Source organism: Bacillus luti, assembly GCF_009739945.1.
GTDB lineage: Bacteria > Bacillota > Bacilli > Bacillales > Bacillaceae_G > Bacillus_A > Bacillus_A luti.
Map to the genome: position 1 here is coordinate 3,738,398 of NZ_CP040336.1, position 21,689 is coordinate 3,760,086.

Here is a 21,689-nt window from a genome sequence, read left to right on the forward strand (position 1 = left end):
AATTCTGAATGTAAATACATTTTTAATATTCTGTTATCAATTAATATAAAACTACTTTTCTTTCATACTCTTTTATTTCTTGTTCATATTGCATTGTAATGCTAATTTCGTCTAAGCCATTTACTAATTTTTCTTTCCACATTTTTTCGATTGTGAAATGGAACCTGTGCGTATTCGTTGTAATTACTTCATTTTCTAAATCAACTTCAATTTGTTCTCGCGCATCCGTTTTAGCAAGTTGTTCACGCGTCTCTTTATCCATCACAATCGGTAACATACCATTCTTCATACAATTCATATAAAAAATATCTGCAAAACCACCCGCGATAATAACACGAAAACCATAATCAGCAAGTGCCCACGGAGCATGTTCTCTCGAAGAACCGCACCCGAAATTATCCCCAGTAATTAATATACTAGCTCCTTTTCTTTCTTGTGCATTTAGAGGAAAGTTAGGATTTTCATGACGATCATTATCATATCGCCACTCATCAAATAAAAACTTTCCAAACCCCGTTCTTTCAATTCTCTTTAAATATTGCTTCGGAATAATTTGATCTGTATCAATGTTATCATTCATCAATACTGCGGCAGTACCTTTATGAATACGAAATGGCTCCATCATAACTCTCCTTTCTAATATCAACAAAATGACCATATAACGCAGCCGCTGCCGCCATTGCCGGGCTAACTAAATGCGTTCGCGCCCCTTTTCCTTGTCTTCCTTCAAAATTACGATTTGAAGTAGATGCACAATGTTCTCCTTCAGGTACTTGATCTGGATTCATTCCGAGACACATTGAACATCCGGGCTCTCTCCATTCAAATCCCGCTTCTTCAAATATGCGATGTAATCCTTTATGCATCGCTGCTTCTCTTACCCTTTGAGATCCAGGTACAACGAGTGCCCGCACACCTTCTTTTACCTTTTTACCTTTCACGACAGATGCGGCAATTTCTAAATCAGAAAGCCTGGAATTTGTACAAGATCCAATGAAAACATGTTGAACTGGAATGTCATACGTACTTTGCCCAGGACTCAATCCCATATAAGAAAATGCTCTTTCCTCATTTGCATCATGCTTTTCTGGCAATTTTTCATCAATGCGAACACCCATACTTGGATTTGTTCCCCACGTAACATATGGTGCTAAATCCGTAACATCTATCGAAATATGTAAATCATAAATGGCATCTGCATCTGTATAAAGTTCCGACCATTTCTTCTGAATAGACTCATAGTCTTTCGGTGCATATTGACGCCCTTTTACGTAAGCAAATGTTTTTTCATCTGGTGCAATAATGCCAGCCTTTGCTCCCCCTTCAATTGCCATATTGCAAAGCGTCATCCTCTCTTCCATATCCATAGCATGAATTGTCTCTCCGTAAAACTCCATTACGTAACCTGTTCCAACTGCTACGCCGTACTTTGAAAGGAGGTGCAAAATAATATCTTTAGCATAAACACCTTGCGGTAACTTTCCTTTTAGCTCAATGCCCATCGCTTTCGGCTTTTGTTGCCACAGCGTTTGCGTTGCTAATACATGCTCCACTTCACTCGTACCAATACCAAACGCTAGCGCACCGAAAGCACCATGCGTTGCTGTATGACTATCACCACAGACAATCGTTTTCCCTGGTTGTGTAAGTCCAAGTTCTGGCCCGATAACATGAACGATCCCTTGCTCTTCATCACCAATATCCGCTAATGGCACCTGAAATTGTTTACAATTTTCCCGAAGTGTATCTAGTTGCTGCTTCGCAATGCGATCGGTAATATTCCAAACATCTTTCGTTGGAATATTATGATCCATCGTTGCGAATGTTAAATCCGGTCTGCGAACTGTCCGATTTGCCAGCCGCAAGCCTTCAAAGGCTTGCGGTGACGTTACTTCATGAACGAGATGAAGATCAATATATAATAAATCCAACCCATTTTCGTTTGTCGCAACTACGTGTCGTTCCCAAAGCTTATCTAGCAACCTTTTCCCCATTATCTTCCTCTCCCTACTAGCGCTTGCTCTTCCATCTCTTGCATAACTGCCTTCGTAAATGAAGTTGTTGTCTCATCTCCTCCGATATCCGCTGTACATTTTCCTAATTTAAGCACTGCAGAAATTGCAGATTCAATTGCACATCCTTCTCTCGTTAATCCGAATGACTGCCCAAGCATCATTGCAACAGAACGCATCATTGCAATTGGATTCGCCTTATTTCTCCCAGCAATATCCGGTGCCGATCCGTGAATAGGCTCGTATAATGAAGGACCATTTTCAGCATGACTTGCTGATGGAAGCATCCCTAATGATCCAGCTAATACAGAAGCCTCATCACTTAAAATATCACCAAATAAATTTTCTGTTACGATAACATCGAAGCGTCCTGGATTCCGAATTAATTCCATAGCTGCCGCATCTACTAAAATGTGCTCTAATTCCACATTTGGATAGCGAAGTGCTACTTCCTCTGTTACGGTTCTCCATAGTTTACTAGACTCTAAAACATTTGCCTTATCAATTGATGTTACTTTTTTCTTCCTCTTACTTGCTAATTGAAAAGCATACGAAACGATACGTTCAATTTCATGGCGATGATACGTAAGTGTATCTGTCGCTACTTCTTCCGTTCGTTCTTTTGGATAAGAAAAATAGATTCCCCCTGTTAATTCCCGAACAACAACGAAATCAATTTCTTCAGCGTTTTTCAATGGGGATAAATGTGCAGTTTCACTTTCTACTGTTACAGGGCGAACATTCGCAAATACACCGAGTCCTTTTCTTAATGCTAATAATCCTTTCTCTGGCCTTTCTTTCGCACTATCCCAACGAGGTCCACCGACTGCTCCAAGTAAAACCGCATCGCTCGCTAAACAAGCGGCAAGTGTTCGCTGTGGTAATGGTTGCCCCGTTAAATCGATAGCAACACCACCAAAATGCTCATCTTGCAAATGAAAATGATGTCCATATAGCCTCTCTACCATATGCAATACTTCCTTCGCACTTTCCATAACTTCTGGTCCAACACCATCACCAGCTAAACAAACGATACGTTTTTCCAATTTCAACACTCCTTTTAACTGAATTTTCAGAACTTTAATGTGATAGATGAGGAAAGTTTCCCTCACCTATCACACACTTACTTTACAAGTGATATATAAGATTTTAATTTCCCTGCTGCATGGACATAAGCTCTCGCCGATGCTTCCAATACGTCTTGCGCAACACCAAAACCTGATACTTGATGAGTTCCTTCTTTTAATTCAACATGAACATGAGCCAGTGCATCTTGACCTTGTGTAATAGATTGTATGCGATAATCCGCCAATTCACATTCTAATCCTAAAATTCTTTGGATTGCATTATAAATTGCCTCAATACTTCCAGAACCAGTTGCTGCATCTTCGTATACATTTCCTTCCTCATCTTTCAGGACGACTGTCGCACATTGTGTGCTATTTGATACGAAATGTACTTGCAATTGTTTAATATTATATTGCTGTGCCGCAAATGCTGCTTCACCGAGCATAAGCGCACGTAAATCTTCTTCCGTAATTTCCTTTTTGCGATCTGCTAATTTTTTAAATGCTTCAAATACCGTATCACGCTCTTCATTTGTAAACTCATAACCAAGCTCTTTCATTTTTTCCGTAAACGCATGACGCCCAGAATGTTTACCAAGTACAAATAGGTTTTGAGATTCTCCTATAAGTGACGGTTCAATAATTTCATATGTCGTTACTTCCTTTAAAACACCATCTTGATGAATACCTGATTCGTGAGCAAAAGCATTTGCTCCAACGATTGCTTTATTTTTCGGTACAACCATACCTGTTAAACGACTTACTAACGTACTCGTCGATTTAATTTCTTTTAACGTCATAGAAGACTCCGCTTTATAGAAATCTTTTCTAATATGAAGAGCAACTGCGACCTCTTCTAGCGCCGCATTCCCTGCTCTTTCTCCAATTCCGTTAATTGTTCCTTCTACTTGCAATGCTCCGCCTTCAACCGCAGCTAACGAATTTGCTACTGCCATCCCAAGATCATCATGACAATGACAAGAAAATATTGCTTTTTCATAGGATGGAACAGATTCTTGTAAATATTTAAAAAGAGAATAATATTCTTCTGGATTCGTATATCCCACTGTATCTGGAATATTGATTACATTCGCTCCTGCTCCAATTGCAACTTCTACTGCTTCAGCTAAAAATGCTCTTGAAGTTCTTGTCGCATCTTCTGCTGAAAATTGTACGGTTGGAAATAACGATTTCCCAAGCGTAACCGAGCGATAAATGCTATCTAACACATCTTCTTTCGACATACAAAGTTTATACTTCATATGAATATCACTCGTAGCTAAAAATACGTGTAGACGAGGAGATACAGCACCTTTCACAGCTTCATAGGCTCTTCGAATATCACTTTCTTTCGCTCTAGCTAAACTCATAACTGTAGCATTTTGAATTGTATTTGCAATACGTTTTACTGATTGAAAATCTCCTTCGGAAGCTGCTGCAAAGCCAGCTTCCATGACATTAATACCAAGTTTCTCCAGTTGCTTTGCAATTTGTAATTTCTCTTGTTCATTTAAATTAACTCCTGGTGATTGTTCGCCATCACGAAGCGTCGTATCCATGAACAAAACCTGCTTCATATTATTTAATCCCTACCTTTACTCGCGGCTGTACGAAAGGCATCATTTCACGTAATTTACGTCCAACTACTTCGATTTCATGTTCATTTTCTTTTTCATTTGTCGCATTAAATTGAGGTCTTCCTGCTTTATGCTCCGCAATCCAGCCCCTTGCAAATGTACCATCTTGAATTTCTGCTAGTACTTCCCCCATCGCTTTCTTCGTATCTTCAGTCACAACACGTGGTCCTGATACGAAGTCTCCCCACTGCGCTGTATCTGAAACTGAATATCTCATATTTTCAAGTCCACCTTCATACATAAGATCAACAATGAGTTTCAGTTCATGTAAACATTCAAAATATGCAAGTTCAGGTTGATAGCCCGCATCAACTAACGTTTCAAACCCTGCTTTTACAAGCGCAGTCACGCCTCCGCAAAGTACTGCTTGCTCTCCAAATAAGTCTGTTTCTGTTTCTTCTTTAAACGTCGTTTCCAGTACACCAGCTCTCGTCGCTCCAATTCCATCAGCATAAGAAAGTGCCTTTTCAGTCGCAACTCCTGTTGCATCTTGATATACTGCAAATAATGCTGGAACAGCGCCGCCCTCACTAAACGTACGGCGCACTAGATGTCCTGGACCTTTCGGCGCTACTAGAAATACATCTACATTCGCTGGTGGCTTCACTTGATCAAAGTGAACATTAAACCCATGTGCGAACACAAGAGAATTTCCTGCCTGTAAATTTGGTGCAATTTCTGCCTCATATACTTCTGGCTGCAGTTCATCTGGTAGTAAAATCATTACTACATCTGCCTGTTTTGCCGCTTCCCCTACTGCATATACAGAAAATCCATCTTCTTTCGCTTTATCCCAGGACTTACCTTTCCTTAATCCCACTACTACATCAAATCCGTTATCGCGTAAGTTTTGTGCATGAGCATGACCTTGTGAACCATATCCGATAATCGCTACTTTCTTTTCCTTTAATACATTTACCGTTACATCTTTTTCATAATAAACTTTTGCCATTTTCTTTTCCCCCTATATTTAAATGATTATTGAATGAACATAACTTGCTTATCTTGCTTTTTCATACTACGTGTAAAGGCTGTTACACCCGTTCTAGCGATTTCCTTCAAACCGTATGGTCGAAGCAATTCAATTAACGCTTCTACTTTATCTTGTGTACCTGTTACTTGCACAACTATGGAATCCTTCCCAACATCTATTACAGTGGCTCGAAACGGTTCAATCAAACTATATAATTCCGCCCTCGCTACAGAAGTTGCTACTTTAATAAGAGCAAGCTCTCTAGCAATCATCGCTTCTTCTGTAATATCTGATACTTTCAGAACATCAATTTGCTTATGCAGCTGTTTAATTAACTGCTCGACTTGCTGTTCACTTTCAACATGCACAACGATCGTCATCCGCGAAATGTCCGACGATTCCGTATGACCTACTGAAATGCTTTCAATATTAAAATGTCTTCGCGTTATAACACCTGTAATTCGGTTTAACACACCACTTTGATTACGAACTGTCGCTATAACAATTCTCTTCACCTTTTTTCCACTCCCTCCATTTGGTGAACACCTTTCCCTGGTGCAACCATCGGCATAACCTTCTCAGATTGAAGTACACGACAATCAATTATGACTGGTTCTTGTAATTCAATCGCTTGCTGTAATTGCTTCTTTGCAAGAAGTGGATCATCAATACGGACACCTTTTATGCCATACGCATTCGCAAGAGCGACGAAATCTGGTTGACATGGCAATAAAGAATGTGAATACCTTTGATTATAAAATTCATCTTGCCATTGCCTTACCATTCCTAAAGCTTCATTATTTAAAATAAACACTTTAACTGGCAAAGAATGTTCTTTTAATACACTTAATTCTTGCAATGTCATTTGAAATCCAGCGTCACCGACAATTGCAATGACTAGTTCATCAGGCTTTGCAATTTGTGCACCAATTGCTGCTGGAAAACCAAATCCCATCGTTCCTAACCCTCCTGAAGTTACCCATTTATCTGGATCTTTCAGCTGATAATATTGCGCTGCCCACATTTGATGTTGCCCAACGTCTGTTGTTACAATCGCTTCTCCTTTCGTAATTTCATATAACATATCAATCGCATATTGAGGTTTAATACTTTCAGAATTCCGTTTATAAGATAATGGATACTTTTCTTTTCTACTCTTTAATAAGGAAAGCCATTCATGATGATTTTCTTTCTCTCTTTCTGACTGAAGTAATACTTCCAGCGCCCGCTTAGCACTTGCAACAATAGGGATTTCAGTCGGCACATTTTTTCCTATTTCTGCTGGATCAATATCGATATGTGCGACAGTCGCCTCTTTAGCAAAATAAGCTAAATTTCCAGTAAGACGATCATCAAATCTTGCACCTATATTAATTAATAAGTCACATTCATATAAAGCCATATTCGCTGTGTAAGAACCATGCATTCCTCCCATTCCTAAAAATAGTTCATCATCTGGTGGAAAACCACCAAGACCAAGTAATGTATGAACAACAGGAATTTCATATTTACGGGCAAAACTTGTTAATTCTTTTGAAGCTTTCGCATGCAATACACCTGCTCCAGCTAAAATTAACGGCTTTTTTGCAACCTTAATTGCTTGTAATAATTTGTTTACTTGAAGTAAGTTCGGTTCATAATTAGGATTGTAACCTGGTAAATCCATTTGTACGTCATTACATCGTTCCCCTTGCTCTACTACCATATCTTTCGGAAGGTCAATAACGACTGGGCCTGGTCGTCCTGTTCTAGCAATATGAAATGCTTCTTTAATAATTCGAGGTAAGTCAGATGCTTTTCGTACTTGGTAATTATGTTTTGTCACCGGCATTGTAAGCCCCATAATATCTGCTTCTTGGAAAGCATCACTTCCAATTAACGTTGTTGCTACTTGACCTGTAAATACTACAAGTGGCAAGGAATCAATCATTGCGTCAGCTAAACCGGTAATAACATTTGTAGCGCCTGGCCCACTCGTCGCAATTACAACTCCTGGATTTCCAGTAATTCTGGCATATCCTTCAGCAGCGTGAATCGCACCTTGCTCATGCCTCGTTAAAATATGCGGAATTTCACAGTCATAAATTGCATCATATAAAGGTAGAACAGCACCTCCTGGATAACCGAAAATCACTTCTACTCCTTCCTTTTCAAGCGCTTCTAACAATAGCTGTGCACCAGTTGCTAGTTTCTCTTCCGTTTTTGAAGACATTTTTCTTATAAGCCCCCTTTTTCACACTTTTATACAATAAAAAAATCCTACGTCCACACTCCAGCTATGTGCTGAAGGGACGAAAGATTTCGCGGTACCACCCTTCTTTGCAAGAATACTCTTGCCTCAGTGACTCGGGATGAGTCTAGCTAATAACGGAGCTACCGTCTAAGCCTAGACAAACGCTTCAGCTTAGCACTCAAGGGCGATGTTCGTCGACGTGAACCATCGGTTTTCAGCAACCACCGACTCTCTGTGAGGCTTCACAATCAACTACTCCTCCCTATCAACGCTTTTTTATGTTATAAAGAGTTATTATCCAACTTTATTTTCTTCGTAAATCTTCTCTCCATCTGCTACAACTAGCTTTCGGAATTCTTCTAATAGACGATTCGTATGTGGACCCGTTTGCCCTAAACCAATCGTTCTACCATCTACTGTTGTAACAGCAATTACTTCAGCAGCCGTTCCTGTTAAAAAGACTTCATCAGCTACATATACATCGTGCCTTGTAAATAACTCTTCTCTAACGTCATATCCAAGTTTTTCACCGATTTCTAAAATAGCGTTTCGAGTAATCCCTTCTAACGCTCCAGCAGAACTTGGTGGTGTAATTAATTTATTTCCTTTTACAATAAATACGTTATCTCCTGATCCTTCAGCTACGTACCCTTGATCATTTAACATAAGTGCTTCTTGCACTCCAGCTAATTTCGCTTCGATGCGAACTAAAATATTATTTAAGTAATTTAAAGATTTGACTTGAGGTGATAAAACATCTGGACGATTTCGGCGTGTTGCAACTGTTACGACCGGAATCCCTTTTTCGTAATATTCTTGCGGAAATAAAGATAACTGTTCTGCGATTACTACTACATTCGGTTTCTTACAGGAATCAGGATCTAATCCAAGATTCCCAGGTCCTCTTGATACAACGAGGCGGATATATCCATTAGATAGTTTGTTTTGTCGAATCGTTTCAACAACGATTTTCGTTGTTTCTTCTAACGTATACGGGATTTCTAACATGATGGATTTCGCTGATTCATATAACCGGACAAGATGTTCTCTCAAACGGAAAACATTACCGCTATATACCCTAATTCCTTCGAACACTCCATCGCCGTATAAATAGCCATGATCATATACTGAAACTTTTGCTTCGTCTTTTGGAACAAATTCTCCATTTAAGAAAATCCATTGCTCGTTCACTGGAAAGCGCCCCCTATGTTCTATGAATTTTTTATTGTTTCCTAGTTTACTCTCCTTTCCAAATAAATCAAGTAAATTTTTAGAAAATTTTTAATTTTTAATCGTACGTACATCTTTGTTTATATTGATTTAACAACATTGTTAACGTTTACAAAAAGTCAAAAAATTTTTTTCGCCAATTTTCACTAAAAAAATATTTGTTTAAAAGAAGGATTTTCATCAATTGATACGAATCTATTGTATTCAATAAACGGACGTCCGTTTTTATAAATTCGGGAATATACAACGACTTTTGCTGAAAAAGGGGGAAAATAATAAAAATAACGCTGTCTAAAAATAACATTCATATTTTTCATTTCGGAATCATAATCCTATTTTTAAAAAACAATTTGTCAAAATGAAGGAGGAAATCAATATGGCGTGTGTACAAATTAAAGGAACGAGACAAGAGGTAGTAGAAATGCTTCAACTATTTGATCTAATGGATACGAAAGGTTTTTGTAAATTCGATAACTATGTAGAGGTAGAACCAAATCATAAAGAACATAATAATTTTATTGCTTCAATCGACATCCATTCAAATACTTCTTCCGCCCAAGATACTTTAAACGATCAATTCGTAAGCCAAATGCTTACTGGTGTATATAACGACTAAATAAAGCGATACTTTAATCAGACTCCCCGTAAATAACAGATAAATATATGCTTCCTACCGTCTTTCATAAATATATGCGATGTACTTGCGCATACTAGCAACTAGATGGTAGGAGGTGAGAATTATGGCTAGAATCGGTGTTGAAAACTCGTTAACAGATGTTCAGCAAGCTCTTAAGCAACAAGGACATGAAGTTGTTACCCTTAACTCCGAACATGATGCACAAGGGTGCGATTGTTGTGTTGTTACTGGGCAAGATTCCAATATGACGGGGATTGCAGATGCATCAATTAAAGGATCAGTAATTACAGCTCACGGTTTAACAACGGATGAAATTTGTCAGCAAGTTGAGAGCCGCACTTAAATTTATTATAAAAATAGAAAGAGGACTCCTTTTAAAAAGGAGTCCTCTTTTTTATATTCACCTAACGGGAAAGTAACATATACTGGATGAAAGCCCTACCTCTCTCATCATTACGGTTCCACTGACCGCTCCTTGATTCACTAGTATACCTATAAAGCCTACAATTATAATTTTTAGGGTTTGTTCACAAAAGTTGTTGGTAAAACTACCCGATCTTTTGCAAACTTTTCGTATTATATTTATAAGATTTATTTACTTTACACTAGCTGTAACCGAGACACGAATTAAAATTTTAACACCAATAAAACAAATTGTCAACATGTTTTACAAATTTAAAACAGACATTAACGGTTTGTCTGTTTTAGAATGGAGCTTTTTCTTTTATTACATATACAACAAAACCGCTTACTAGCATAAATAAGCCAACTACCAAATTTTTGATATTAATCATAAATTCCTCTCCCTTATTTCACACATCATATATATTTACATTTCAATTATTCCGATCGTCCTAAAGCGCACTTTTTCTAATATATCACAATTCCTAAAAAATGCAAGTTCACTTTTGGCGCCCATTTACAAATTTATCTACGGTGCTCGGTACAGTATTTAAAGCTTTTTCAATTAAATGTGTACTACTATTGAGATGCAATACTTGCACACCGTTAGAACCAACTACTAAAAAAGCAACTGGGCTAATAGAAACCCCAGCCCCACTTCCGCCTCCAAATGGATGACTTTGCTTGTTCTCTTTCTGCTGCCCTTGTCCGTTATTATGTTTTTCGGAAGTAAAATCCCCTTTAAAGTCACTTCCACCAGCACCAAAACCAAAAGCAACTTGAGATACTGTTAATACTACATTTCCGTCAGCTGTGGAAACCGGACTACCAACAATCGTATTTACATCTACCATCTCTTTTAAATTTGTCATTGCTGTTTTCATTAAATTTTCAATTGGATGTTCCATTATGTACTGCACCCTTTCCTCATTATTCTTTTTTATACTTTCCAAAATAGAGGAAGTCATACTAAGTTTTCCTATTTCCAAAAAACAATTTCCACCTTTTAAATGGATATTACTCCCTGCACATGCTCAGATAAATTGAAACTTTAATCAGTGGGGGTTTTCTTCATCCCCCGCTGATTATTAGCCTTCACCAATCGGACTTTTATGAGCAGCCCGACCCCCACCTAACTTCTTTGCTTTCGCTGAATTTTGAGGTGGGGATCTTATTGCCCATTAAAGCGGGATAAAAAAGAAAAAGAGATACATACTACTATTGAACCTTGTTATGAAAGGAGTCATGACTTTGACTGAGAAATTTGATGATTATAAAAGAAGAGATAGAATAGATAGCGACTATAGTGACTATAAAGAAGAATATGCTGCTGAAGTTGCACCACAGCGTATTGATTACGATGAGAAGGATCATAAAGATGATGTAAGGGCGTCAGCCGCTGGATCAACTGCTGGCTTTATCGCTCTTGCCTTATCTATATTATCACTCTTCACCTTTCCAACACTATTTGGTCTTGTTTCTGTATTACTAGGAATTTACGCTTATAATCGTGGTGCTACTGTAACTGGTGGTATCGCTGCGATTGTCGGTGGTATTGCAGCACTTATCGCGATTTTATTCCGCGTAGCGCTTATCGGTTTATTGTTCTCCCTTTTTTAAAAAGAAAAAGGTATCTCGCTTTATGCGAGATACCTTATCCTGTAAATACATCTTCTGATGGATATTTAATTTTTTGTTTTGCTGGTCGTGCTAAAGAAAACACAAGTGTTAACGGTCCGATTAATCCACAAAACATAACAAACATAATGATACATTTTCCGAACGCCGACAGCTTCGCAGTAATCCCCATCGTTAATCCTACTGTTCCAAACGCTGAAATTGTCTCAAATAATAACTGAATAAAACTGAATTCTTCTGTAAGCATTAATACAAATACCGCTGTAAAGATGAGTATTTGGCTGGCAACAGCAATTGCTAACGCTCTCGTTACTGTCGACATTTTAATGGTACGCTGAAATAAAACGATTTCCTCCTTCTTTCTAAAGAAAGAAAGGACAGATGTAACTAAAATAACAAACGTTGTTAATTTAATCCCCCCACCTGTTGATACACTTCCTGCACCAATAAACATTAAAACCATCGTAAATAATATAGATGATTCTTCCATCCCCCCGTAGTCAACTGTATTAAATCCAGCAGTACGAGGAGTAATACCTTGGAAGAAAGAAGCCCATAACTTTTCATTTAAAGGTAAATTCCCTAACGTCTTCACATTATTATATTCCAATACAAAAATCACAATCATCGCTATCACATTTAGCGCTACTGTTCCAACAATCATGATTTTGGAATGAAGCGATAATTTCCGAAAACTACGGCTATACCATATATCAATTAATACGGTAAATCCGAGACCACCTATTACAATTAAAGAGCAAATCCCAATATTAATAATAGGATCGCCTACATACCTTGTTAAATTATCCGGCCATAGAGCAAATCCAGCATTATTATAAGATGCGATCACGTGAAAAATACTATAGTATACACCTTTGCCAAAGCCAAACTCTGGAATAAAACGAAACGATAAAAAGATGACTCCAATAAGCTCAATACAAATTGAAAATATAAAGACACGCTTTACTAATTTTACAAGACCACCTATATTCGTTTGATTAAATGCTTCCCCAATTAATAACCGGTGGCGCAAACCAATTTTTTTACCTAATACCCAAACAATTAAAATGGCAATCGTCATAAGACCTAGCCCACCTGTTTGAATTAAAAGCATAATAACAATTTCGCCAAACATCGTAAACGTACTTGCAGTATCTACTACTCCTAAACCAGTTACAGTTGCTGCTGACGTTGCCGTAAAGAAAGCATCTACCCAACTAATATGTACTTTCGTTGCGAATGGTAACTTTAATAACAAACCGCCAACCACAATTAAGCAGAAAAAACCTAATGCTAATATTTGCGGTGGGTTTAATCGTATAAAACGATTATACAGCCTTTGTTTTTTTGTTACTTCCATATTCACTAACTCCCTTTTCCCCCTCATAACTAAAGGCTTATAAAAAACCTTACATGGCGGGATAAACCTTATATTCTTATAATATAGTTGAGCATAGTCCTTTTTTTCATAGTTTTCAACTTTTATTTATACGCGAACTTCACTTCATTTTATGACAAAACACTTTCTATTATATTTATTCTTACTCTACAACTCTCGCAACAATCATTTTATATGTATCATTTCTCAAATCCTCATACCTTTCACTCTATGTTCACACGAGGGTCACATCTATCTTTTATAGTACATGTATCGAAGTTGTTCCTCCCTAATTTTTAAGACATTCCCCAGTGTCTTGAACAACTTCCATCCCTAATTAAATTGACATAAATTGTCCCCTTCCTTGACCATCTCATATGTGATGGTCTTATTTTTTTATTTACTCTATCCTCTATTTCAAACTCCCTCTCTCTTTCACTCTATGTTCACACGAGGGTCACATCTATCTTTTATAGTATATGTATCGAAGTTGTTCCTCCCTAATTTTTAAGACATTCCCCAGTGTCTTGAACAACTTCCATCCCTAATTAAATTGACATAAATTGTCCCCTTCCTGACCATCTCATATGTGATGGTCTTATTTTTTTGTTTACTCTATCCTCTATTTCAAACTCCCTCTCTCTTTCACTCTATGTTCACACGAGGGTCACATCTATCTTTTATAGTATATGTATCGAAGTTGTTCCTCCCTAATTTTTAAGACATTCCCCAGTGTCTTGAACAACTTCCATCCCTAATTAAATTGACATAAATTGTCCCCTCCCTTAGGCCATCATGTGATGGTCTTATTTTTTTGTTCGCTCTACCTCTTTATTTCAAACTCCCTCTCTCTTTCACTCTATGTTCACACGAGGGTCACATCTATCTTTTATAGTATATGTATCGAAGCTGTTCCTCCCTAATTTTTAAGACATTCCCCAGTGTCTTTGAATAGCTTCCATCCCTAATTAAATTGACATAAATTGTCCCCTTCCCTAGACCATCCTATGCGATGGTCTATTTTGTTTTCTAAATAAATTATTTAACTTTTTCTGCCTACTTTAGCAAAAGCAATTTATATTTAAATAGATATTTTCCATATTAAATATTCAGAAAATACTGTCAAAATAAGTCTTTTTTCGGTACAATTAATTTAGAAAGTAATTTTACAAAAATAAGGGGGATTTTATGAAGCAAACAAAAGCAATCTTAATTGCATTATTTCTCGGTCTAGTTGTCGGACTCACTTTAAATTTAGCCGCTCCATCCATTTTTGATCCATTAAATCAATATGTGTTCAATCCACTTGGTCAACTATTTATTCGCCTTATTAAAATGCTAGTTGTTCCTGTTGTATTCATTTCTATCGTACTTGGGGCTGCTGGGCTTGGAGATCCGAAGCAACTAGGAAGAATCGGTTTAAAATCAATTTCATTCTTCCTCGTAACAACAGCTGTTGCCATCTCTATCGCGGTTACCTTTGCACTTATTATAAAGCCAGGGGCTGGCGGTAACTTTAACACGGAAGGTCTTAAGTATGAGGGAGCAAAAACGGAAACATCTTTCGTCGACACATTGCTAAATATCGTACCAGATAACCCAGCAAAAGCGATGGCAGATGGAAACATGTTACAAATCATTGCCTTTGCCGCATTGATCGGACTCGGTTTAGCTGTTTTAGGAAAACGGGTTCAAGGTATCCATTCATTACTTGAACAGGGCAACGAATTAATGATGTATCTTGTTAATCTCGTTATGAAATTAGCTCCAATTGGGACATTCGGATTGCTCGCTTCATCCGTTGGTAAAATGGGTCTTGCAGGCGTCGCTGCGATGTTCAAGTATATGATTGTCGTTATGTTGGTACTCATCATTCACGGTGTCTTCGTATACGGCGGCTTATTAAAAGTATTAGCAAAAGAAAGTATTATTCGTTTCTTTAAACATTTCGGGCCGGTAATGGCAATTGGATTTAGTACTTCTAGCTCTAATGCATCTCTTCCATTTGCAATGAAAACTGCACAAGAGAAGCTTGGGGTTCCAAAAGCAATCAGCTCTTTTGTACAACCACTAGGTGCAACGATTAATATGGATGGAACTGCCATTATGCAAGGGGTAGCAACAGTATTTATCGCTCAAGTATACGGAGTTGATCTCACTTTATCTCAATTAGCTATGGTCGTATTAACTGCTGTACTAGCGAGTATCGGTACTGCTGGCGTACCAGGTGTTGGACTTGTAATGCTTACAATGGTGTTAAATCAAGTAAATCTACCAGTAGAAGGTATCGCTTTAATTATCGGTATTGATCGCATTTTAGATATGTCTAGAACAGCTGTCAATATTTCCGGTGATGCAATTTGTGCAATGATTGTTGCAAAATCAGAAGAAAAATATAATACGGATCAATCTGCAGCATCTTAAATCAAAAAAGGAGTGAATCATTTCACTCCTTTTTTGATTTACTTCCTTTTTTTGAACGATATTCTTTCCCTTTATTATCGTTACCAGTTTCAAATTCAGTACTAAATTCTTGATTAAACTGGCCTGATTTTGGTGACCCTTGATTACCGCTCCCTTTACTACCATTACGATTTGTCATATTTCTGCCTCCTTCCTTTACTAGTAGTATGATACATATTTTATTTTTTATAATCTTTCATACAAGAAAGAAGACGTTCCACATATGTGGAACGTCTTCTTTGTTATTACGTAAGCGTTTTCTTGTTTATAATTACTTACTTATATAAGTTTTTTGGAAATAGAAATCATTATATTCATTTCATCTTCTGAGAGCGTAGAAAATCTTTCTTGTAAGTATTGTTTTTTCGCACCTTCCATTTTCGCAACTAAATCTTTTCCTTGTTCTGTAATCTCCAAATATACAACTCGGCGATCTGACGTAGAACGTGAACGAGTTACAAAACCTTTATTAATTAATTTTTCTGTAACAGCTGTAATATGACTATTCGACACATTTAACTCATTCGCTACACGTGATACCATTTCTTTATTCGCGCGATTTAATATTCTAAGGACAATGAACTCATTCCACGGTATGTAACCACCAAATATTTTTCCGATATCATTACGCAACGTGCGAAACATAGCAAAAACATTTGTCGATAGTTCTTCCATTAATTGCTCTCGATTTTGAGACAACTTTGACAGCCCCTTTTATTTCATTTAGTTAAATAAAAACCTTATTAATAATTTTACATGAAATCTTACTTTTTGTCACCTTATTTTCCAATAATTCGTAGTTTTTTAATATAGATTTCATGATACAATAAAATTGAATTTCCAAAAAAAGGAGTTGAAGTAGTGAGTGAAGAAGACAAATTTTCTAATCTTAATCTAAAAGATAAGACTTTGATTATTGGTTTTGTTATTCTGTTTCTCATTATATTTTTTGCATTTATATTTTTTGTATATGTAGGAATCTTTCAAATGACAGGTATAGAATATTCATCAAAAACAGCTCTACTACTCTTTTTTTTACTTATTCTTTTATTAGATGGCATTACATATTTTATATTCGGTTTCTTTAAAGTACTCCTACTTCCCATGATGACAAGTATGCCCAATTACCTCTCAATCGCCCTGCTCTCCATCATTGAAATTACGCTAGATTGGTTTGTCATACATACCGCCGACGACTGGATAGAGAGCGTACAACTGTCCAACATAGCTGAATTATGTGTCGTACTATTCTTTTTCCTATTAAATAAATTACTAAGTGACAAGAAAGAGTAAGAATACAAGCTTTTCTATATAAAAATTGGTACAATGAAAACAAATCATACTAAAGAGGTGTTACTTATGAACTTACAACAATGGGCTGATAAAGGTATGTCCTTTGATACATATGTGAATGAAATGAAAGTAAATCAATACGAGCTACTGCACATTTACAATAACTTTTTAATTCCAAATGAATTACTTCCTGTATTAGAAGAACGCCAAAACGATGGCTGGCGTGTTATCGTATTAACAGCTGATTGGTGTGGTGACGCTCTTTTATGCGTACCTGTTATGAAACGAATTTCTGAAGTTGCAAATATTGATATGTCATTATTAATTCGCGATGAAAACTTAGAATTAATGGATCAATATTTAACAAATGGAACAGCACGCGCGATTCCAATCTTTATTTTCATTGATAAAGATGGAAACGAACAAGCCGTTTGGGGACCACGTGCTCCAAAAGTACAAGAGTTAGTAACTTCAATGCGCGCTACATTGCCTGAAAAAGAAGATCCAACATTCGAAGAGAAACAAAAAGAAATGTACGCTAATTTCCGTGCTACATTAGCTGATGATACTTCTCTTTGGGAGCATGTAATGGAAAACATGATGGAAAAAGTAGTAAAATAAAAAAACTGCCGAACTCGGCAGTTTTTTTATTACATAATGAAGAAATAGAATACCGCAGCTAAAATGAAACGGTAGTAAGCGAACGGTGTTAGTTTTACACGACCTAATAATTTTAAGAATGAAACAATTGCAAGCATCGCAACAACGAATGCTGTAATAAATCCAGTTGCAAATAATGGTATATCAGCTGCGCTTAATATATCCCAGCTTTTAATTAAATCTAAACCACTTGCAGCTACCATCATCGGTACTGCTAAAATGAACGTATATTCAGCTGCCGCTGTATGTGACACGCGAGCTAATAAACCACCACTTATTGTAGAACCAGAACGAGAAAATCCTGGCCAAAGCGCTAAACATTGGAACATTCCGATTGTAAATGCTTGCTTATATGTGATTTCATCTAATGTTCTTGCTGTACTTGGTTTCGAAAACTTCTCAGCAACAATCATTAAAATACCACCAGCCACTAAACTAATGACAACTGGGCCTGGCCCAAATAAAACTTCTTTAATTGCACTATGGAACAATACGCCAAGTATGCCGGCAGGAATCATCCCAATAATAATATGTAATAAATTTAACGATGGTCCATCAGTTACTTTCCCTATTCCAACTAATGACCATAGACGCTTCCAAAATATAACAACAACTGCTAAAATCGATCCCAATTGAATAACAACTTCGAAAACTTTCGCTCTCTCATCGTCAAATCCAATTAAATGACCTGTTAAAATCATATGTCCTGTTGATGAAACTGGTAAAAATTCTGTTAAACCTTCAACAGCACCCATGATTATTCCAATTAACCAATCAGCCACAAGTAGTGCCTCCTTAATAACGAATATGTAATTTTTTCACACCTTATCATAATACCTTATCCCTTTTCAAAGTGCATCCTTTTTTTATCGATTCTATATGTTGCATGCGCGTATTTCTTTTCTATTTTTTGATTAAATTGTATGATAGTAAGAGTTTGTTTTTTACGCTGAAAGGGGATTTTATGAAAGAAACTACTTCATTCTCACAAAAGTTAAAGCAATTTGTATTACTCTTTTTCCCGATTTTTGTAACGCAAATGTCATTATTTGCGATGAGCTTTTTTGATACGACAATGTCAGGGCATGCAAGTCCTACTGATTTAGCAGGTGTCGCTATCGGAACGAGTATATGGATTCCAGTTAGCACGGGATTAACAGGAATTTTAATGGCTACTACGCCAATTGTTGCACAACTCATTGGATCAAAGAAAAAAGAAGACGTTCCCCACGTTGTCATACAGGCAGTATATTTAGCAATTTGTGCTAGCTTCGTTGTCATTCTTATCGGTTTTTTCGCTGTTTCACCTATTTTAAACGGCATGCGCTTAGAAGAACCAGTGGAACGTATTGCAGCACAATTTTTAATTATTATCGCGATTGGAATTATTCCCTTATTCACTTACACTGTCTTACGTGGATTTATTGATGCATTAGGAAAAACTCGAACAACGATGGTTATTACCTTATTATCATTGCCAATTAATGTAGTATTAAATTATGTATTAATTTTTGGTCATTTCGGGTTTCCAAAACTCGGTGGTGTTGGTGCCGCAATCGCTTCAGCAGCAACATATTGGTGCATATTAATTATTACCGTCATTATTATTCGTACGAAAGAACCTTTTGCATCTTTTAATATCTTTAAACAGTTATACCGCCCTTCTCTCACGAGTTGGAAAGCCTTCTTACAACTTGGGGTCCCAATCGGATTTGCTATCTTTTTTGAAACGAGTATTTTCGCTGCTGTAACACTTATGATGAGCAATTTTAGCACAACAACTATTGCAGCGCATCAAGCAGCTATGAATTTCGCTTCCTTGTTATATATGACTCCGCTCAGTTTAGCAATGGCAATGACTATCGCAGTTGGATTTGAAGTTGGAGCAAAACGATACGATAATGCAAAACAATATGGATTTATCGGCATTGGCTTAGCCCTTGCATTCGCCCTTTTATATTCAATTCTTCTCTATTTCTTTGATGATGAAATTGCTTCTATTTATACGACAGATGTACAAGTTCATCATTTAGCAAAAGAATTTCTTATATTTGCGATTTTATTTCAAATTTCTGATGCGATTGCAACTCCCGTACAAGGAGCTCTTCGTGGTTATAAAGATGTAAATGTCGCTCTAATTATGACATTAATTGCTTATTGGATAATAGGTTTACCTCTTGGTTACATATTAGCAACTTATACTGATTGGGCAGCGAAAGGTTATTGGATTGGTCTTATTATCGGCCTAGCATTTGGCGCTAGCTTCCTACTTATCCGTCTCTTTCAGGTGCAAAGAAAATATACAACAGAAAGCAGCCGCTAACGATAAAGCGGCTGTTTTCTTTATGCATATTTTTTCTTGTAACGTATAACATAATGAAAAAGAAAGGTGGATACATATGGACGAAAAAGACAAAAAGCAATCATTTGACGAAGAATTCGCCCCTGAAATTTCACCTGGATATCGGCAAGATGTACATAAGCCACCTAAATATAAAAACACTTCGTTTTTAATGGGCATTACCATTTTCGCTGCTGTATTACTCGTACTTATCATTTTCGTTTATTTTTGATAGAAGAAGGTGGTCTATTATATGAAGAAACAAGATTCCAATCGTTCAAAAAGAACTGTTAAAACAGAAAAAGGATATGCAGGTGATTCTGTTCTTACTCAGAAACAAGTCGAGCAAGGAAATTTATACATTGCTCAAAAAGAACTTGGGCAACAAAATGAAAACCTTTAAAGTCCCTCTACTCTTCGAGGGGCTTTTTTATTGTACATACTGCTTTTGATTTTGCAGGACTATATTATGATTTCGGACATGAATTTATTACAGCTGTATATGAGCAATACCGTACACTTATTTCTCATCATGACCCATTACTCATTTACCGCATCACGACCTTTTATCAATACAGCCCTTTACTACATACTATTATTTATAACTTTGAAACAAAGAATGAGCTTGAATTCATAGCTGGTACAAAACAGCTGAAATTGGTATTACAGGGACAAGATTAAATTCTTTCCCTGTACTCTTTCTCCTCATACATCATTAACTTTTTATCCATTTCAACAATCACTTTATACAGTTGAAACGCCTGTAAAATTTGCAGTTGAATTCCAAAAGGAGCATCCTGTTCTTTTAACCATTGAAATACTTTCATTTCGTCTTTCATTGATTATTCCTCCTCTTATTAAAACCTGCTACAAATACACCGTAAATGATGAAAAGCTTTTCATGTCAATAACAAAAAAGGATGCAAATTTGCATCCTTTAGTGCACGATATTTTTCTTCTGCTTCGCTTCTTCCTTTACTTCTTCCCCTTGGCATTCACTACGAAAAGCACAACTTATACACTCAGAACGAAAATGACGCTCTGTATAGTGCTCAGGTTGTTGCAACATTTCTTTCATTCTAGATAAATCAGCCATTCCAGTTATAATATCTTCCTGTTTCGGAATGTACTCATACTTAGTTCCTTCTATTAAATTAATAACTTCAATTTTTCCTGGAAGAATACCGAAAGCTTTATAACTGAATACTGTCATTAACTTTTGACAAAGAGCAAGCATTTCCTCATCCGCATCAACAACATACTTTTTAATTACAAACGACTCAGTACGCCATTCACCAACTTCTAATGTCAATGACATGTGGACACCTAATTCTTCCATATATGTTTGAAATTTTTCATATAAAAATAACGGCGGCGTCTCGCTATCATCTCTTTCAACAAACTGTAATAAGTGATCCGTTAGCTTCGCTAACACAATATAGTACTCCGTCTTCGAAGCGAACATATTAATCCTTACTTTTTTCCAATACTTTTCTATTAATATTAAAAGTATAATTTTCGTTTGTTGGCCCGCAGGTAGTGTGTAATACTCGTTAATAATTCGATTCACAATCATTTGTGCTATTTGTTGCCATTCAAAAGAAGAAGGTTCTCTCCTTTTTATATGACGAAAATAAAATTTATGCGGACAACGCATAAAATCATACAAATGGTAATCTGTCATCGTTTTGATTGCGATTTTTTCATGCACTTGCTCTTCATCTC

At 36.8% G+C, this 21,689-nt stretch carries 25 protein-coding genes, 1 pseudogene and 1 other annotated feature; of the genes and pseudogenes, 10 read left to right on the plus strand and 16 right to left on the minus strand.

What is annotated here, in order from left to right; all coding sequences use genetic code 11:
* Positions 1-40: 40 nt before the first annotated feature.
* The 8 genes from leuD to ilvE form a co-directional block, all read right to left on the minus strand.
* A complete protein-coding gene (gene leuD / locus EUC40_RS18945; protein ID WP_071709852.1) occupies positions 41-622 on the minus strand; it encodes a 3-isopropylmalate dehydratase small subunit in 582 nt (193 codons plus the stop codon).
* Positions 600-1,994 (minus strand): 3-isopropylmalate dehydratase large subunit, encoded by a 1,395-nt coding sequence (gene leuC / locus EUC40_RS18950; protein ID WP_156576275.1) that lies wholly within the window; start codon positions 1,992-1,994, stop codon positions 600-602. The genes leuD and leuC overlap by 23 nt, the downstream gene beginning before the upstream one ends.
* Complete coding sequence (gene leuB, locus EUC40_RS18955) at positions 1,994-3,058, minus strand: 3-isopropylmalate dehydrogenase (protein ID WP_071709854.1); 1,065 nt, start codon at positions 3,056-3,058, stop codon at positions 1,994-1,996. The genes leuC and leuB overlap by 1 nt, the downstream gene beginning before the upstream one ends.
* A 77-nt stretch (positions 3,059-3,135) precedes the next feature.
* The gene (leuA, locus tag EUC40_RS18960) at positions 3,136-4,656 is read right to left on the minus strand and encodes a 2-isopropylmalate synthase (RefSeq protein WP_033665098.1); all 1,521 of its coding nucleotides are present in this window, start codon (positions 4,654-4,656) and stop codon (positions 3,136-3,138) included.
* Between the two features lies 1 nt (position 4,657).
* Positions 4,658-5,668 carry a ketol-acid reductoisomerase gene (gene ilvC, locus EUC40_RS18965; RefSeq protein ID WP_001151725.1) on the minus strand — a complete coding sequence of 337 codons (1,011 nt, stop codon included), beginning with the start codon at positions 5,666-5,668 and terminating at the stop codon, positions 4,658-4,660.
* Positions 5,669-5,694: 26 nt separating this feature from the next.
* Positions 5,695-6,204 carry an acetolactate synthase small subunit gene (gene ilvN, locus EUC40_RS18970; RefSeq protein WP_071709856.1) on the minus strand — a complete coding sequence of 170 codons (510 nt, stop codon included), beginning with the start codon at positions 6,202-6,204 and terminating at the stop codon, positions 5,695-5,697.
* Complete coding sequence (ilvB, locus tag EUC40_RS18975; RefSeq protein ID WP_000095830.1) at positions 6,201-7,901, minus strand: acetolactate synthase large subunit; 1,701 nt, start codon at positions 7,899-7,901, stop codon at positions 6,201-6,203. Before ilvB ends, ilvN begins: the two co-directional genes overlap by 4 nt.
* A 72-nt stretch (positions 7,902-7,973) precedes the next feature.
* Positions 7,974-8,200: a binding site (T-box leader), on the minus strand.
* Between the two features lie 16 nt (positions 8,201-8,216).
* Positions 8,217-9,113 carry a branched-chain-amino-acid transaminase gene (gene ilvE, locus EUC40_RS18980; RefSeq protein WP_071709858.1) on the minus strand — a complete coding sequence of 299 codons (897 nt, stop codon included), beginning with the start codon at positions 9,111-9,113 and terminating at the stop codon, positions 8,217-8,219.
* 415 nt (positions 9,114-9,528) lie between these two features.
* Here ilvE and EUC40_RS18985 point away from each other — a divergent pair, with 415 nt between their 5' ends.
* Complete coding sequence (locus tag EUC40_RS18985; protein ID WP_000752502.1) at positions 9,529-9,768, plus strand: DUF3911 family protein; 240 nt, start codon at positions 9,529-9,531, stop codon at positions 9,766-9,768.
* A gap of 124 nt (positions 9,769-9,892) precedes the next feature.
* Entirely contained in the window at positions 9,893-10,132 is a 240-nt protein-coding gene (locus tag EUC40_RS18990; RefSeq protein ID WP_000101004.1) for a YkuS family protein, read from the plus strand.
* 361 nt (positions 10,133-10,493) lie between these two features.
* Here the strand turns inward: EUC40_RS18990 and EUC40_RS18995 are convergent, their stop codons facing one another.
* Together EUC40_RS18995 and ytfJ are read right to left on the minus strand one after the other, a co-directional pair.
* Positions 10,494-10,583, minus strand: coding sequence for a hypothetical protein (locus tag EUC40_RS18995; RefSeq protein WP_000608227.1), 90 nt, complete (start codon positions 10,581-10,583; stop codon positions 10,494-10,496).
* A 108-nt stretch (positions 10,584-10,691) separates the two neighbouring features.
* Positions 10,692-11,159 carry a GerW family sporulation protein gene (gene ytfJ / locus EUC40_RS19000; protein ID WP_002017922.1) on the minus strand — a complete coding sequence of 156 codons (468 nt, stop codon included), beginning with the start codon at positions 11,157-11,159 and terminating at the stop codon, positions 10,692-10,694.
* Between the two features lie 283 nt (positions 11,160-11,442).
* Between ytfJ and EUC40_RS19005 the strand changes: the two genes are divergently transcribed.
* Positions 11,443-11,811, plus strand: coding sequence for an imidazole glycerol phosphate synthase (locus tag EUC40_RS19005; protein WP_156576276.1), 369 nt, complete (start codon positions 11,443-11,445; stop codon positions 11,809-11,811).
* 34 nt (positions 11,812-11,845) lie between these two features.
* On the opposite strand, the gene EUC40_RS19010 is transcribed toward EUC40_RS19005, so the two are convergent.
* Complete coding sequence (locus EUC40_RS19010) at positions 11,846-13,189, minus strand: TrkH family potassium uptake protein (RefSeq protein WP_071709863.1); 1,344 nt, start codon at positions 13,187-13,189, stop codon at positions 11,846-11,848.
* A 1,206-nt stretch (positions 13,190-14,395) separates the two neighbouring features.
* Here EUC40_RS19010 and EUC40_RS19015 point away from each other — a divergent pair.
* A complete protein-coding gene (locus tag EUC40_RS19015) occupies positions 14,396-15,631 on the plus strand; it encodes a dicarboxylate/amino acid:cation symporter (protein WP_000814798.1) in 1,236 nt (411 codons plus the stop codon).
* A 22-nt stretch (positions 15,632-15,653) separates the two neighbouring features.
* Here the strand turns inward: EUC40_RS19015 and EUC40_RS19020 are convergent, their stop codons facing one another.
* A complete protein-coding gene (locus EUC40_RS19020) occupies positions 15,654-15,809 on the minus strand; it encodes a hypothetical protein (RefSeq protein ID WP_000184928.1) in 156 nt (51 codons plus the stop codon).
* Between the two features lie 140 nt (positions 15,810-15,949).
* Complete coding sequence (locus EUC40_RS19025) at positions 15,950-16,369, minus strand: MarR family winged helix-turn-helix transcriptional regulator (RefSeq protein ID WP_071709864.1); 420 nt, start codon at positions 16,367-16,369, stop codon at positions 15,950-15,952.
* A 162-nt stretch (positions 16,370-16,531) separates the two neighbouring features.
* On the opposite strand from EUC40_RS19025, the gene EUC40_RS19030 reads away from it, so the two are divergent.
* Together EUC40_RS19030 and EUC40_RS19035 are read left to right on the plus strand one after the other, a co-directional pair.
* A complete protein-coding gene (locus tag EUC40_RS19030; protein ID WP_071709865.1) occupies positions 16,532-16,963 on the plus strand; it encodes a YrvL family regulatory protein in 432 nt (143 codons plus the stop codon).
* 33 nt (positions 16,964-16,996) lie between these two features.
* On the plus strand, positions 16,997-17,584 hold the full coding sequence (locus tag EUC40_RS19035; protein WP_002017912.1) for a thioredoxin family protein: 588 nt from the start codon (positions 16,997-16,999) through the stop codon (positions 17,582-17,584).
* Positions 17,585-17,613: 29 nt separating this feature from the next.
* Here the strand turns inward: EUC40_RS19035 and uppP are convergent, their stop codons facing one another.
* Positions 17,614-18,405, minus strand: a complete 792-nt coding sequence (gene uppP, locus EUC40_RS19040) for a bacitracin resistance undecaprenyl-diphosphatase (RefSeq protein WP_156576277.1) — start codon at positions 18,403-18,405, stop codon at positions 17,614-17,616.
* Between the two features lie 182 nt (positions 18,406-18,587).
* Here uppP and EUC40_RS19045 point away from each other — a divergent pair, with 182 nt between their 5' ends.
* The 4 genes and pseudogenes from EUC40_RS19045 to EUC40_RS19055 all read left to right on the plus strand — a co-directional run.
* Positions 18,588-19,946, plus strand: a complete 1,359-nt coding sequence (locus tag EUC40_RS19045; RefSeq protein WP_156576278.1) for an MATE family efflux transporter — start codon at positions 18,588-18,590, stop codon at positions 19,944-19,946.
* Positions 19,947-20,022: 76 nt separating this feature from the next.
* On the plus strand, positions 20,023-20,196 hold the full coding sequence (locus EUC40_RS19050; protein WP_000343545.1) for a hypothetical protein: 174 nt from the start codon (positions 20,023-20,025) through the stop codon (positions 20,194-20,196).
* A 21-nt stretch (positions 20,197-20,217) separates the two neighbouring features.
* Positions 20,218-20,367 carry a hypothetical protein gene (locus EUC40_RS27035; protein ID WP_000743739.1) on the plus strand — a complete coding sequence of 50 codons (150 nt, stop codon included), beginning with the start codon at positions 20,218-20,220 and terminating at the stop codon, positions 20,365-20,367.
* Between the two features lie 41 nt (positions 20,368-20,408).
* Positions 20,409-20,645 (plus strand): annotated as a pseudogene (locus tag EUC40_RS19055) (aminoglycoside phosphotransferase family protein); the annotation flags it as partial.
* Here EUC40_RS19055 and EUC40_RS27040 read toward each other — a convergent pair.
* Positions 20,642-20,803: a hypothetical protein gene (locus tag EUC40_RS27040; protein WP_167520159.1), complete on the minus strand. Its 162-nt coding sequence runs from the start codon at positions 20,801-20,803 to the stop codon at positions 20,642-20,644. The pseudogene EUC40_RS19055 and the gene EUC40_RS27040 overlap by 4 nt on opposite strands.
* 98 nt (positions 20,804-20,901) lie before the next feature.
* Positions 20,902-21,675, minus strand: coding sequence for a hypothetical protein (locus tag EUC40_RS19060; RefSeq protein WP_000544548.1), 774 nt, complete (start codon positions 21,673-21,675; stop codon positions 20,902-20,904).
* Between the last annotated feature and the right edge of the window lie 14 nt (positions 21,676-21,689).

Bases quoted from the DNA above. Each gene is read 5' to 3' on its own strand.
- EUC40_RS18985 (WP_000752502.1), top strand. From the start codon at position 9,529: ATGGCGTGTGTACAAATTAAAGGAACGAGACAAGAGGTAGTAGAAATG.
- EUC40_RS19015 (WP_000814798.1), top strand. From the start codon at position 14,396: ATGAAGCAAACAAAAGCAATCTTAATTGCATTATTTCTCGGTCTAGTT.
- EUC40_RS18990 (WP_000101004.1), top strand. From the start codon at position 9,893: ATGGCTAGAATCGGTGTTGAAAACTCGTTAACAGATGTTCAGCAAGCT.
- EUC40_RS27040 (WP_167520159.1), bottom strand. From the start codon at position 20,803: ATGAAAGACGAAATGAAAGTATTTCAATGGTTAAAAGAACAGGATGCT.
- EUC40_RS18995 (WP_000608227.1), bottom strand. From the start codon at position 10,583: ATGATTAATATCAAAAATTTGGTAGTTGGCTTATTTATGCTAGTAAGC.
- EUC40_RS19020 (WP_000184928.1), bottom strand. From the start codon at position 15,809: ATGACAAATCGTAATGGTAGTAAAGGGAGCGGTAATCAAGGGTCACCA.
- leuD (WP_071709852.1), bottom strand. From the start codon at position 622: ATGGAGCCATTTCGTATTCATAAAGGTACTGCCGCAGTATTGATGAAT.
- leuA (WP_033665098.1), bottom strand. From the start codon at position 4,656: ATGAAGCAGGTTTTGTTCATGGATACGACGCTTCGTGATGGCGAACAA.
- ilvB (WP_000095830.1), bottom strand. From the start codon at position 7,901: ATGTCTTCAAAAACGGAAGAGAAACTAGCAACTGGTGCACAGCTATTG.
- leuC (WP_156576275.1), bottom strand. From the start codon at position 1,994: ATGGGGAAAAGGTTGCTAGATAAGCTTTGGGAACGACACGTAGTTGCG.
- EUC40_RS19035 (WP_002017912.1), top strand. From the start codon at position 16,997: ATGAAAACAAATCATACTAAAGAGGTGTTACTTATGAACTTACAACAA.
- ytfJ (WP_002017922.1), bottom strand. From the start codon at position 11,159: ATGACTTCCTCTATTTTGGAAAGTATAAAAAAGAATAATGAGGAAAGG.
- EUC40_RS27035 (WP_000743739.1), top strand. From the start codon at position 20,218: ATGAAGAAACAAGATTCCAATCGTTCAAAAAGAACTGTTAAAACAGAA.
- EUC40_RS19050 (WP_000343545.1), top strand. From the start codon at position 20,023: ATGGACGAAAAAGACAAAAAGCAATCATTTGACGAAGAATTCGCCCCT.
- ilvC (WP_001151725.1), bottom strand. From the start codon at position 5,668: ATGGCAAAAGTTTATTATGAAAAAGATGTAACGGTAAATGTATTAAAG.
- EUC40_RS19010 (WP_071709863.1), bottom strand. From the start codon at position 13,189: ATGGAAGTAACAAAAAAACAAAGGCTGTATAATCGTTTTATACGATTA.
- EUC40_RS19045 (WP_156576278.1), top strand. From the start codon at position 18,588: ATGAAAGAAACTACTTCATTCTCACAAAAGTTAAAGCAATTTGTATTA.